Origin of the sequence: Halobellus marinus (genome assembly GCF_032113415.1) — an archaeon.
Lineage (GTDB): Archaea > Halobacteriota > Halobacteria > Halobacteriales > Haloferacaceae > Haloquadratum > Haloquadratum marinus.
In genome coordinates, this window is sequence record NZ_CP134947.1 from 58,124 (window position 1) to 72,506 (window position 14,383).

At 69.8% G+C, this 14,383-nt stretch carries 4 protein-coding genes; all 4 read left to right on the plus strand.

Translation table 11 applies throughout. The annotated features are described in order from the left end of the window. The 4 genes from RJT37_RS18700 to RJT37_RS18715 are packed head-to-tail and all read left to right on the plus strand — an operon-like array spanning position 1 to position 14,279. Entirely contained in the window at positions 1-1,506 is a 1,506-nt protein-coding gene (locus tag RJT37_RS18700) for a hypothetical protein (RefSeq protein WP_313690294.1), read from the plus strand. Further along, the gene (locus tag RJT37_RS18705) at positions 1,454-2,797 is read left to right on the plus strand and encodes a hypothetical protein (protein ID WP_313690297.1); all 1,344 of its coding nucleotides are present in this window, start codon (positions 1,454-1,456) and stop codon (positions 2,795-2,797) included. The genes RJT37_RS18700 and RJT37_RS18705 overlap by 53 nt, the downstream gene beginning before the upstream one ends. Next, a complete protein-coding gene (locus tag RJT37_RS18710) occupies positions 2,794-10,653 on the plus strand; it encodes a hypothetical protein (RefSeq protein ID WP_313690299.1) in 7,860 nt (2,619 codons plus the stop codon). The genes RJT37_RS18705 and RJT37_RS18710 overlap by 4 nt, the downstream gene beginning before the upstream one ends. After that, positions 10,650-14,279, plus strand: a complete 3,630-nt coding sequence (locus RJT37_RS18715) for a lamin tail domain-containing protein (protein ID WP_313690302.1) — start codon at positions 10,650-10,652, stop codon at positions 14,277-14,279. Before RJT37_RS18710 ends, RJT37_RS18715 begins: the two co-directional genes overlap by 4 nt. The last annotated feature ends 104 nt before the right edge of the window (positions 14,280-14,383 follow it).

The window sequence follows — 14,383 nt, forward strand, 5'->3', positions numbered from 1 at the left end:
ATGACAACCACCTCACGGCTGACAGACGCTCGCACCGATTTCCGTACTGCAGACGCGGCCCGCACCCGATTCGGCTACGCCCTCTCGACGCTGGCGGACCGTCACGCCCGCCTCGCTCGGGGCGCGGAAACCGATGGACCCGCCCGGGTCACCCGCGCGTTCGAGCGAGCATTCGAACCACCGGAAGGAACCGATCCGACCAGCAGGCGGGCCGAACTCTCGTTTCTGACGAGACCGATCCTCGAGGGCCCGGACGGCCCGGTAGCATTCGATGCCCGTGCCCGGGACCGCATCGACGCCGTCCCGAGCGGGACCGACACCACTGACCTCCACGCGTTCGTCGACGCAGTCGAGGACTACCTCGACGTCGACGGAACCCCGGCCCCCTGGCGGGATCCTGTGGACGCGTACGCGGGTGTCGCCGCGACCGACGACGTGGCGACCATCGCCGTGCTCGCCGACGTCCTGTCGCTTCTCGTCGCGGCCGCCCGCAACGCGCGAGACGACGCGGTGCTCGAATCCCGACCCGATGCGCCGGCGGAGAGTCCCGACGAGGGAGCAGCCGCTGGGAGCGACGACGGCGCTTCCGATACAACCAGTCGCGGACCGCTCGAGGAGTTCGCGGCCGCCCATCCCGACCTCGGTGACGCGCTCGCGACCGAGCCGCTCGTGTTATTGCCGGTCAGGCTGGAGACGCGGTTCGTCCGACCGTCCACGAGCGATGTCGACCGCCCGGAACTGTGGGTTCGGGTGTACCCCGACGACGTTCACACGGATACGCACGAGCCGGAACTGACCGAGGAGGCGGTGTCCTGGGGCCGTCACTACTGGGCGTCGCTGTGGTTCGCGTCGCACCCGTCCTTCGAGCCCGACGACCGATGGACGGACGGTGACGGTCGGCTCGAAGCCGCCTATGTGGAAGCAGAACTCTCGGACCCGTCACGGATCGCGATGGTCCGCGCGCTCGATCCGGCGTCGTTTCCCGAGGACCCCGACGAGCGGAAGGCGGCGGTACGCGAGCGTGCGTGGGGCCGACTCGTCGATCGGTTCGGACGCGAGCGTGCCGCCTACGTCAGGGTCGCAACAGAACCGGCGGAGGCCGAGCTCCTCGAGGGGCCGGTGGTCACGGACGGATTCGTCACGCCCGCTCTTGCGTTCGACGCCGTCGATCGGCGTTCGGAGTCGTGGACACGGGCCCCGACGGCCCGACTCCTCCCGGATCGGTGGTCGCTGTACGGCATCTGGACCGACGGCTCCGATCGGTCGACGGTCGCGGTTCGCAGCGATCCAATCCGGGAGCCACTGGCCGTCGGGCCGACGCCCGAGGCGGTCGCGAGCGCACTCCGGACGACGGACGGACGGGGCACCGACCGCGCCGCCGACCTTCCCGCCGCGTCAGCGATGGCCGACGTGGAGTGGATGCTGGAGTTCAGAAGCCGCCGAGCGAGCCGGAATGGCGCTCCGCGTCACCGCCGACGACGTGGCGGACGGCGGCGGCCCGACTGATGCGACGGTGACTGACGGCTGGTTTGAGACACTCCTCGTGGCCGGTGTCAAGGCGAGTCGCGACCCCGGGCGGACCGCCGACGACCTCGCCGACCTGCTCGATGCCCACCACTACACCGACGGCCTGGCACTGGTTCCGCCGGGCACACCGACGAACAACGCGGAGACGGCCGCGGGCTACGACTCCGGATCGGACCCCGGAGAGAGCGTGGGGATCGAGACGGGCGGCCCGCTCGTTCGCCCAGGCGACCACAGCGACGGCGATACCCTCGCCCGAACCCTCGGCGTCTCGCCGGCGTCGACGGACGCCCCGCACGTCTTCGGCCACGTCGCCGGCGCGGACGGTCGCATCGCGACCGACTCGTGGCACATCAACTCCGCGCTGTGGCCGGCAACCACCGGGTACTACCTCCAGAATATGCTCCTCTCGAACGACCGGACCAGTGCCAAGGAGGGCTTCAGCCTCTGGCCGACTATCGAGGGTGAGCGGGAGCAGGACGTCACCGTCCCGTGGCTCGCCTCGAACGTCGCAGCGGTCGACGCCGTGGGCCGCCACTTCATCGAACACGTCCGGCCTGGGGGGCCGTTCCCGACACTCAGAGTCGGGCGACAGCCGTACGGACTCCTCCCGGCAGTGGCGCGCACCGACGACCCCGTCGTTCTCCCGTGGAGTGCCGCCGGTTCAAGCGGGCCCAGTGACGGTGACGCGAGCGAGACTGAGTCCGACGATGGAACGCTCACGGGCGGTGAGTCCGACGATGGGACGTCCACGGGCGGTGAGTCCGACGATGAGACGTCCACGGGCGAGGGAGACACTGCGGACGACGAGTCTATCGGGTCCGGGACGACCGACAGTACGTCCACGGATTCGATCGATTACAGCGCCATTCCCGACCCGGAGGAGGTCGCGAAGTGGCTCGCCGGCATCGATGCCGACGGACCGGACCTGCCCGAGGGGTGGGACTGGTCGGACATCCCCGCCGACGAGTTCGCGGACCTCGTCGACCCCGAGGTCGCTGCCGAACACTTGCCCCCCGCCGCCTTCGCAGCCCGGTACCCACTCGAGGACGCAGCGGCGGTGTTCGATGTCGAGACTGTGACGACGCTGTATCCGACTGCCGACCTCACCTCAGTGTACACGGCCGACGAACTCGCGTCAGCGCTTCCCGCGAGAACCGCTGCCTCCGTGCTCGAAGCGGACGACCTCCGGGCGATGTACGCTGACACGACCCTGTACGGGGTTGGCGTCGATCCGGAGGCCGCCGGAGACCACGAGGGGGCGGACCTGTGAGTTCCATCCCGACGGTTGATATCGACGACACCCTCGACGAGTGGCTCGACGTCCTCACCGCGGCGTGGTTGGCCTCGGCCGATCCCGGCGACCCGGTCGACGATGCGGAGCCGATGCCCGGTGTTCCACGGGTCGGCCGTGCCGGGACGACTGCGGAGATCGAAGCCGTGCTCGCGATGTCGGCCACGCCGACGGGGTACCGCTACCGTCGGTACTACACCGGCGACCGGACGCTGTGGACGCTCCCGGAGCTGGATATGCATCGGCTGTTCGAGTCGTACGACAACGTCGCCGGCATCGAATACCCGATCATCGGGTCGTTCGACACGACCCTCGAGCGGCTCATCGACGGGGATCCGTCGACGGTGCAATCCCGCGTGAAGGACATCATAACGATGTTTCACAACGTCGAAACCGCCGCCGGGGGGGAACTCGGCGGTGTGAAGACGTCCCGGTCTGCGGTCGCCGAACGCCAGCGCGGGTTCGTCGCGGACTCGCTGGAGACAATCGTCGGCGATCACAGCCTCGATCCGCGGGTCTCGAACCTTCTGTATGCCGACTTCGAGAGCGACGAAGACCTGCTCCCGGTCGTCGACGACGGGATCGCCGCTCACCTGATCGCACTCGCGGTCGAGGACTACGACACGGTGACGAGTATGGGCCACGAAATCCGGTTCGAGCCCGACGGCCGGGTGTCGAACTCCTTCAAGGCGCCGTACCGGTCCGTCCCCGCCGACGATCTGTTTACCGAACACGCGACCGAGGCCAACATCGGTGACCCGGCCTACACCCTCCTCGACACCGGAGACGGGCGCCAGTTCTTCTGTGCGTTCGAACCGCGGGAGAATCGCCACGAGATCGAAAACGTCGAGGAGACGAACGCACCGCCGAATCTCCCCCCGCTGAGAGACGCCGCCACGACGCACGTCATCGACGAACGACTCGCTCGGTTCCGGAAACTGGGAACCCTCCACGAACTCGCCCAGCGACCGTACGCAGAGGGAACCCAGCCCGGCGCGTTGACGTCTTTGGCCCGGCACCTGTTCCGATTCGGAACCCTCCGTGCCTTCGTGACTGCCGGTATGCGCGACATCCTGATCGAGGGCGTCCCGGACACCGACGTAGACCCGGATCCTGATCCGGTGATCCCGTTCGACAAGCTCGAGTACCGGACCGATATCCGCCAGCGAGGGAAGTTCCGATCGGGCGCGGACACCGAGATGCGGTTCCCGACGCTCCTGGGCGGTCGGGTCAGCCGTGAGGCGGACCCACGGCTCCGACAGCTCGCAGCGACCCATCGCCACCTCGCGGCGCTTCCACCGGCGTACCTCCAGCGACTTTTCGAGACCGCGCTCGACGGGTCGAGCCACCGGCTCGACGCGTGGCTCACGGCGCGGGCGACCGCCGAGCTCACTGGCCACCTCGCGGCCCGTGGGCACTGGACGCGTCCCGGTCCGATGACGTACGACGACTTGGCGGATCAGTCCGCATACCTCCCCCCGGGAACGCTCGTCGCCGATCCGGACACAGACGAGTCCACCGGGACGCAGTCGCCCGGATCGGTCCGGATCGGCCCCGGTGAACCGGTCGATTACGACGAGGAAGTCGTGCGTGCCACAGCAGTCGCGGCGGCGGCCGGTCGTCTCCACCGACTCACCGTGGCCGGGGGGTCGCCGACGACGACGCGGTTGCTGGACCGGTTCGACGCCTTCGCCGACCGACCGCTCCCGGATGGTGTCGTCGGCGCCCACCGTCAGCTGTCGTACCTCAGCGATTCCGGATTACCGGATGATGACACATCCGCGGCGGGGGACGCGTACGACCGGATGCGCGCGGCGATCGCGAATCGGACCCCGTCGGCAGTTGCCCGCACGCGGTTTGAGGGGTTCGTGGATACGCTGGAAGCGTACGCCGCGACCGGGGACGGATACACGAGTCTCCGTGACCGACTGTCGGCTATCGCAGACACGGCCGAGGAGTCCACGCTTGAGACACTCGTCGCGGTGCTCGCGGTCCTACCGACTGCTGCGACCGCGGCACGGGAGACACGCCGACCGGACGACGACCAGTACACCGACCTTCCGGCCCGAGCGGACCGACGGACGAGCGGTCGCGTGCACGTCGGTGGCTACGCGTTCGTCGAGGACTTGCACCCCGACGACGGCGGCGACCCCGGCGAGTACGTCCACGCGCCGTCCGTCGAACAGGCGACGACGGCCGCGGTATTGCGCGGCGGCCACGCGGCCTTCGAAGCCGATGGGGGTGACGGGACAGTCTCGTCGATCGATCTCTCCGCCGACCGCGTCCGCGATGCGAAGCGACTCCTCGAGGGACTCCGCGACGGACACACGCTCGGCGCACTCCTCGGATACCGGGTCGAGCGACGACTCCACGAGACCGACGGACAGCGTCACATCGACGCCCTCAGACGGGCGTTCCCCGCCCTCGAGGGGAGTCTCGGCGACCGACCGACAGCGACGGAGGCTGCCCGTAGTGACGTCCTCGACGGCGCCGCACTACACCGGAGCCTCCAGGACGGGACGTACCCCACTGCCGCCGACCTGCCGGCCAGAACGGACCCCTCCGTCGCCCCGGCGTTCGACGCGCTCCACGACTCGATGGACGCGCTGACGGACCTCCTGACAGCCGAGAGCGTCCACCAGTTCACCCGCGGCAATTACGACAGGGCGAACGCGGTGCTCGACACGCTCGAGACCGGCGGAACGGTGCCCGAGCCGGAAGTCACCGACACACCGCGGACGGGAGTGGGCGTGACGCACCGCCTCCTCGTCGGCGCCGCCGACGCCGACGGCGTGACCCAGTCGGACGCCTGGCGATCCGACGTCCAGGTCGACCGCCCGGCACTGCCGGCTGCAGGTGACAGCCCGGAGACCCCCTCGCTCGACCCCACGGACCGTGCAGTCCGGACCGAGGCGGAGCCGACGCTCGAACGGTGGGCCGCAGAGCACCTCCCCGACCCATCAACCGTCGGCTGCCGGGCGACCTACCGGTGGACTCGCCAGCGCGGCGTGTCGGCCGGTACAGTGGCGTCGCCGGCGACCGACGGCGAAACGACCGTCTCTGACCTTGGTTTCCAGCCGGACCTGATCCGATTCACGGCCACGCCGGCCGTCGGGCCGGACGGCGAGGATCTCGCTGCGACAACCGGTCGAACCGGGTGGGCACACGGGTTCGCCGGCAGGGCGGCCGAGGGAACCATCGACCAGCGATCCGTCGGGGTTGGCGCCGGAGAAGACGGGACGGCGACGAGCGTCGTCTCGACCGATGCGGCGCTGACCGTCGCCGTCCACGATACCGAGACGAGCGTCGGCCGGATCGAGGCCCGAGTAACCGGGACGACAGACGACGGGTTTACGCTCTCGTGGACGGTCGACGACGACGCGCTCTCCGGGGAGGCTCCCCGCGTCGACGTCTCGTACATCGCGTACGCGACTGGGGGAGCTGACGGCGTCAGCGTCGGTCACGAGACGATCACAGCGGATGCAACCGACACCCCGACGCTCCAGTTGCCCTCGGGCGCGGACACGGTGTGGACCCTCGCGACCGATGCCGCCGAATCGGTGCCGGACGGCGCCGACCCGGGAGCGACGGCCGGCCGGACCGACGCGGCTCCTGTCACGCTCTCACACGGCTCCGTGGTCCGGGCCGACGCGGTCGTCCAACGCGCGGCGACGACGACGCTCACTCCGGGTGGCGACCGCGTCGTCGCCGCCCACGACGACCGCGCGATTCACTTCCCCTCGGCGGACGCGCCGACGACCGCCACCGCAGGAGTCGCCGGGGCGTCCATCGAACTCGGGTTCGACGGTGTGCCCGACCGCGACGTCGTCGTCCTGTACGCAGCGGTCGACAGTCGCGGGAGTCCCCCCGTCCTCGGAACGATCACGGGCGAGGAGACGCCGCTGGACACGCGACCCGGCGCGATCGAGTTCACGAGCGTGCCGGGCGGCACGTCGGTCGGGTCGCGCGTCTCAGCGAGTACGCTGGCCCACGGCCGCGCGCTGGGCACGACCGACCAGGCTGCGCTCCACGTCGCTACTGATGGAGAGGGCGGGGTACACGGCGCCTCGACGCGTGTGGGGATCGGGACGGCGGCTGCGGGGGTCTGTGCGAACGTCTCCGGCGTGACCGCCGACGGGTTCACCCTCGATACCGGGGGTTCGGAGGCGGACGCCGTGACCTTCTATTTGGCCTGGGCCCGCGACCCGGAGACGGTGACGAGAGACGTCCAGACGACCGTCTCCGTCGCCGACTTGGGGCTGTCGGCGCTCGACGTCGTGTACGGAAGCACGGGCCCCGAAGAGGGCGCGCGAACCCCGATGGAAGATCACGTCGCGTATCACCTGCTTCGGACGCGCCGGACGGCCGACCCGGCCGTTCCGGCGAACGCCACCGTCGAACTGGCGCTTCGAGACGCGCCCGATTGGGCCGACACGAGCGTCGCGGAACTCCTCGTCGTCGGGCGGTGCGTGCGCGACGTCCTCGAAGACGCTCGACCGGCGACCGCGGACGATCTGCTTCCCCCGGCCGAACGCGGCGGGACCGGATACACCGAGGCGACGGTCGCCGACCTCACTACGCGGGCGGACGACGCGACGTCCACCCTCCGTGGGATCGGCGACGCGCTCGCGAACCGTGCCGCGCGACTCGCACCGGTCGCCGGGAAGAGTGGCGATCCGTCGTTGGTCGTCCGATCCGCCGACGCTAGCGACACGCTCATCGACGTCGACAACGAGATGGACTTCGGCGCTATCGGTGACGCTGCTGGCCGACACGCTGGCGGGAGCAACCCCGGAGGCGACCTCCTCGCCGCGCTGGAACAGCTCGCGCAGTCGCTCCCAGCGGGTCCAACTGCGACCGCTGACGGCGTCCCCACAGTCTCTGCGCTGCGAGCACAGCCGATCACTATCCAGACGGACACGCCGGACACGGACGTCGATGTCACGGTCGTCGTCACCGACGGCGCCGAGCGGACTGTTCTTGAGGACTCCACACGTACGGACGACGACGGGATCGCGGTATCGACGTTCGACCTCACCGGGCTGGCAGCCGGTGCCGGGTACCTGCTGACCGCGACTGTGGGCGGAGACGCCGTCGCGACCGGCGCGGGCCGGATCCTGCCGCCGCGAGCCGACTTCGTCGCCGAGGGACGCACCGACGAGACACTGACCGGCGAGGTGCCGACCGTCTCCCCGGGCACCGATCTGTCAGTCACGGTCGACCGCGTCGAGAGAGGAGATGCGACGACGATCCACACCTCGACTGAAACAGTGGGCGACGATGGCCGCTTCACCGTGACTGTCGACACGAGTGGTGTTCCCGACGGAACCGAACTCCGAATGATCGCGGAATCGGGATCCACCCGGCGCCTCAGTGCGGTCGGGTTCGTCGGTGAGCGAGCCCAGGACCCCGAAGCGGTGTTAGATAGCGCGACGGGGCTCCTGCTCACCCGGTGGCTCGCCGGCAACGTCGCCCACGACACGACCGATCCGGAGTGGGCGGGCCCCGGACTCTTCGATGCGTTCGACCGCCTCGACGACGCGGCGCTGCGGGCCGAGCGCGACCTGGCCGCAGCGTGGGTCGCGTCCGCGGAGCGTGCGCCGACGCCCGCGAACGGCCGCCGTCTCGATCCCGTGTTCGAGGACGTCGCCATCGACGCCATCGACGCGCTGCTCGGGTCGACTGACGCCCCAACGACACTATCGGCGCTGGTGGACGATGCGGCGGTGATCGCGGCGCCGTTCACTGCGACAGGCGCAGACGACCTCCTCGTCACCGTCGGCGGTCCCCGGGCCGAAGACGCACGGCTCCACCTCTCGGCGACGGACGGTGCTGCCAGCGTCCGAACCGCGCTCGCGACCGCGGTCCGGAACCCGTCGGGCCTCTCGACGCCCACGGTCGCACCCGTCGCTCCGGAGTTCCGTGCGTTCGCCGCCGGCGAACCGTCGCTGCCCGAGAGCAGTGCCGACCGATTGGCGAGCCACCTGGAATCGTTGTCGACGCGGGTCGACGCGGCTGTCCCCTCGGCGGCTGACGATCCGACGGCTTCCGCGAGCGCCTTCGCGCTGGTCGCGGGGCTGAAGGACCTCCTGCTTCACCCGGAGTCGTTCAGTGCCGAGCGCTCGACGTTCGAGGGAACGGTCGGCGAGTTCCTCGCGGCCTTCGACGGGGTCGGCTACGAGAACGAACTCGACGCTGCCCGTACGGCGCTCGATAGCGTGCCGGAGTCGACCGGGGAGGCGGAGCGGTCCGGCGTGCGGAGTGCGCTGGGCCGTCTCGCTGGCGCCGGTTCCCAGTCAGCGGCGACGGCGGCGTTCGCGTCCCTCGAGACGGCCGTCGATGACCTCGATGCGACCGCGACCAGCCAGGCCGCGTCCGACGCAGTCGCCGCACTCGATGCCGCGACCAGGACACTCGATACGGCCGTGCAGGCTGCCGACTGGGGCGCACTGGAGTGGCTCACCGAGTGGCTCGGCGACGCACCCGCGGTACTGGACAGGCGAGGCATCCAGCGCGATGACGCCACCGCCGCGACCGATCTGATCGCTCTGGTCGACGCGGTGGGGCCGCGACTCACCGACTACCGGAACGCCCTCGCGACGGCACAGACCGACGAGGCGTTCGATCCGGCGGCCGCACGCGCGTCGTTCGCGACGAGACACGCCGATGCGGCCACGGGTATTGCGGACGCTGCGGCGTCTCTCGCAGGGGCGGCGAGGACTCTCAGACAGTCAGTCGACGTCGGCGACGCGCTCAGGCAGATCCTCCTCGACGGCTCACGCGTGCCGCTGTATCGGGCCGCGGCGTTCGGCGTCCCCGGCGCGGTTCCGGCGAGCGCCGCCGGTGCAGCTCTCGAGGACGCGCGCGTCCTCCGAACGCAGGTCCAAACGGTGTACACCCGCTGTGCCGAACGAACGGCCGACGCGGTCGCGGCCGGGGCCACTGCTGCCGGTGACATCGACGAGCGTGTCGAGCGCGAACAGGCCCGACTCGAGGCGCTGTTCGGGGATTCGTTCCTCGTGGCTCCGGCCTTCGAGCCGGCGAACGCGGCGGAGGTGACTCAGGCGTTCTCGGCGACTCGACGGGCCACGCTCTTGGCGGACGCGCGACCGCTCGCCGTCGAGACGTGGATCGGTCGAACGGCCAGAGTCCGGGACCGGATCGGGACCTACCAGGACCTCACGACGTATGCGGAGGCGCTCGCCGGGGCATCCCGCGAACGCGTCCACCTCGCCCAGTTCCCGGACGGGGGGACAGCCCCGTGGGTCGGACTGGATGGGACCGTCCCCGAGCGCGGGTACGTCTCGGTCGTCGCCGGGTTCGAAGCCGGAACCGCGCAGGGCGACAACGTCATCGGTTCGCGCATCGCCGCAGTGCTCGTCGACGAGTGGGCCGAGTCGGTCCCCGCGGAGACGGAGACGACCGGCATCGCGGTGAACTACGACGATCCGAACACGGAACCGCCACAGGCGATTCTTATCGCACCGCCGCCGACTGACGGCTGGTCCGACGGCGCGGTCGTCCAGACGGTCCTAGACACGTTCGACATCGCTCGGATCAGGGGGGTCGACCTGGGCGTGCTGGGGAAGCCGACCGGCGGATCGATGCACGCGCTCGGCCAGTTGTTCCCGGGACTGTACTTCCCGTTGAACACCAAACACGTGCCGGACCTTCCGTCGGTTGACTTCGACGTCGACCGGTGGGCGCTCCCGGACGGTCCACTCGAGTACAGCCCCGTGTTCCTCGCGACCGTCGGGGAGTACTTCCTGCCGGTTGTCTCGGTCGGGTCGACGGTTCCAGGTGCCGACGCGCGGACCGACGGAGGTGGCCGATGAGTTCGCCGTTCTCCCGCCCCGCCGGGCGCGAGTGGCCCTGGACGAAATCGCGGACGTTCTGGTCGCGACTCGAACCGCGGACCCGGGACACGACCCTGAGTCGGACCCTTCGCAGCGACGTGCACGACCCCGCGTGGATGCTGTGTCGGCAGTGGCAAGTCGGAGAGTTCCAGGGAGAGGACGCCGGCTCACCGATCGATGCGACGTTCGAGTACGTCACCGAACGGGTGAGTCGGTACGCCCTCGGCCCGTGGAGCCGGACGCCAGAGCCGATCGAGCTTCCCGGCGATCCGCGGGGGTTCCCGGAGTCCCTCGATCTCTCTGTCGAGCAACGGCTGCTCGAAGACGTTCTGGGCGAGACTGACGCACTCTTGAGTGCCATCGAGAACTCCGGCTCCCGCGACCCGGACGCCGTCGCGGGCGTCCTCGAATCGTGGCTCGTCGCCGGCACGTCTGCGAACGTCAGGCGGAGCGAACTTCGATACCTGCGGGTGTCGCTTCCGGTCGGGGCGGGCAGCGACGTCGACTTCTTCGACCGGACGACCTCGTACCTCGCCGCACAGCCCGCCGCGGCTGTCAGCGATTCGGGCGTGAGCGTCTTCCAGTTCCTCGCCGCGCTGGAGGCGTACGTCAACGGCTGGCAAGGGGCGAGCCAGGCTGTGTTCGCCGCTGATCTGATCGCTGCGACGGCAACTGCACCAGTCGTGCGGACGTTCAGAACTGTCGTCGGGTTCGCCCACGACGCGGCAGTCGCCGCGGCGACGCCGCCCGACGCCGACTCGTCCACGGAGACCGACGACACCGGTTCGGAACCCTACACCGGCGGCCCCCTCGAGGCGATCGTCGAGCGAGAGCCCGTCACCAGCCTCTCTGACGGTCCCGACGCGCGAACACGAGTCGAAGCGGGGCGCCGCTTTCTCGCGGGACTCACCGATGCTGGATACGTCGCCGAGGACGGACCGTTCGTCGCCGCCGACTTCCCCGGGTTCCGGTACGAGCGACCGGACGAACCGCTCGACCCGGAGAGCGAGCGGTTCATCTCGGTCGCCGCGGGACGGACCCTGGACGGGCACGCGGTCTACACAGCGCTCGTCGACGGCGTCGCGAACATAACGGACGCGGCGTCGGCCCCGGCTGACTCGTTCGCCTGGTCCGACGCCGACGTCGGACGCTTGCCACTCCCTGCAGACGAGTCGGCGACGTCGCTCGATGACCTGCCGGCGGAGTATCGCACCGCGGCCACCGAGTACTATCAGTGGTACCGGGCGTTCTACTCTCAGCCCGACCGCGACCCCGACCACGCCGGGACTGAGACTGACGACGGCTCCGACCCGCGGGCCGCGACCGCGTGGTCGGCCGACCGGATGGAGTACACGTTCCGGGTCGCGACCGGACCGGAGGCCGGGTCGTATCCGGGGAGCGACGGCGACGACGTCGTGTCCGGCGAAACCGTGTTCGAAGCGAGGGCGTACCCCGGCGGACGGCTCGACTGGGACTCGTTCTCGACGGTCACGTCTCCGTTCCACGGGTCGCTCGACGCGCCGGCGGACGCCGACCTCGTGGCGACCGGACGTGAGAGCACCCTCCCGTCGAAGGTGTCGTTCCCGGGGATGCCCGCACCACGGTGGTGGGAGTTCGAGGATGCCGCCGTCAGCCTCGATAGGCTGTCGACCGGCGCGGAGTCGCTCTCGCGGCTGCTCCTCCTCGACTTTACCCTCGTGTACGGCAACGACTGGTATGTCGTACCCCTCGACGTTCCGGTCGGATCGCTAACGAGGATCGTCTCCTTCAAAGTCACAGACACGTTCGGGCAGACGACCGACATCGAACCGGTGACTGCCGACGACGACGATTGGAACGCGTTTATGTTCGACGACCTGCCGGCGGGAGTCGCGACCGACGGGGAACCGGGGCTGTTCTTCCCGCCGGTGCTCGGGCGGTCGGCCGAGGGCGACCCGATCGAACGGGTCGCACTCGCCCGCGACGAGGCGGCCAACCTCGCGTTCGGCATCGAGGAGGTCGTCGAGAGCGCCGCCGGTCGCCCCCTCCGTCGAGCGGAGTTCCGGACGCCGGCACTCGACATCGAGGCGGTCACGATCCCGGACGCGTCGCCGACGGCTGGGACCGAATCGGAAACCACTACCGCCGGAGACACGGCCTCGACCGAGGAGCCGAGCGGTGCCGAGTCGGTCACGCTTCGCAACGTCGGCGACGCACCGCTCGCTATCGGCGAGTGGCAGGTCGAATCGGCGGACGGGACCGTCCTGTACGTGTTCGATGCCGACGCCTCACTCGGTCCCGATGCGATCGTCACCGTCCACTTCCGGACCGATGGTGTCGACGTGAACGTCGATGACGCCGACGGGGAGCACGTGGTCGTCGACCGCGAGACTGCCGTGTGGCCGGACGGGACCGGCGCGGTCGAGGTGTACCACGACGGCCCCGGCGACCGTGACGAGCGATTCATCGCCCGAGAGCCGGTCTCACGCCCCGCGGAGTGGCTCCCGGACTACCGGCTGTCGACTGCGATCGCGGAGAACTGGTACCCGCTGAAGCCCGTCCGTCCGCGCGACGAAGGACGAGACGACGACGAGTACCGCCTGGCGCTGGCCAGACTGCTCGACGCGAGGTCGATGGACGACCCGTTGGGCCGGCTTCCGAAGCCGGCAGGGGCCGTGCTCTCGCCGGAGCAGCCGCTTAGACTGTACGAGGAGGAGGTCCCGCGCGCGGGACGGCGCGTCACCCGGTCGGATCAACTCGCGCGTTGGAGTGACGGCCAACCCTATCTCTGGCGCGGGCGACGATCCACGAGCGGGCGGGGAGAGCGGGCGAGCGGGCTCGCATACGACGTCCTGCTCGAGGGGTCGCGACCGACCCGATCCACGTCCGACGACGATGGGTTCATCGAGCGCATCACGGACGGAATCGTCGTCGATGCGATCGAGCCGACCTCTCCGGGCGGTCCGAACGAACGTCTGGAAGAGGAGGCCGTCGTCCTCCTGAACCAGTCGCCGAAGCGGATCGACCTCTCGGGCTGGAGTGTTCGAGACGAGGCCGGTCACCGGTACACGTTCCCGGACGGAACGTCGGTGAAACCGGGCGCTGCGCTCTCGTTGCGAACCGGCCACGGGACCGACACAGATATCGAACGGTACTGGGGTCGTTCGCAGTCTGTGTGGAACGACCACGGGGATACGGTGTACGTCTACGACGCGGCCGAGGAACTCGTCGCCCGCCGCGGCTACCCGTTCCCCTCGGCCCCGCTCACGGAGACTCCCGTGGTGGTCGACTCGGTGGCGGCGGACGTTCCCGGCGACGACCGAGACCGTCTCGCCGACGAGACGGTCACGTTCGCCAACACCGGTGCGGACACCATCGACGTCTCTCAGTGGCTCGTGACCGACCGCGGCGGACACGCCTACAGGTTCCCGAACGGGACGACGATCGGCGGGGGCGACCGACTCACGCTGCACACCGGCACCGGCAGCGACACGGGCTCTGATCGCTTCTGGGGCGAGTCCTCACCCGTCTGGAACAACGACCGCGACGTCGTGTTGGTCTACGACGAGACCGGTGCCCTCGTCATCAGACAGGTGTTCAGAGCCGGCACAGACCTCGTCCGGTAGCCGGCGTTCGCGAGGGCTTCTCGTCGTTGACGACCACGTACATCGGGGACACGTGCTGCGCCCCGCCACCCCCTCACAGGGACGACAGACACGCAATAGGTGCA

Bases quoted from the DNA above. Each gene is read 5' to 3' on its own strand.
- RJT37_RS18700 (WP_313690294.1), top strand. From the start codon at position 1: ATGACAACCACCTCACGGCTGACAGACGCTCGCACCGATTTCCGTACT.
- RJT37_RS18705 (WP_313690297.1), top strand. From the start codon at position 1,454: ATGGCGCTCCGCGTCACCGCCGACGACGTGGCGGACGGCGGCGGCCCG.
- RJT37_RS18715 (WP_313690302.1), top strand. From the start codon at position 10,650: ATGAGTTCGCCGTTCTCCCGCCCCGCCGGGCGCGAGTGGCCCTGGACG.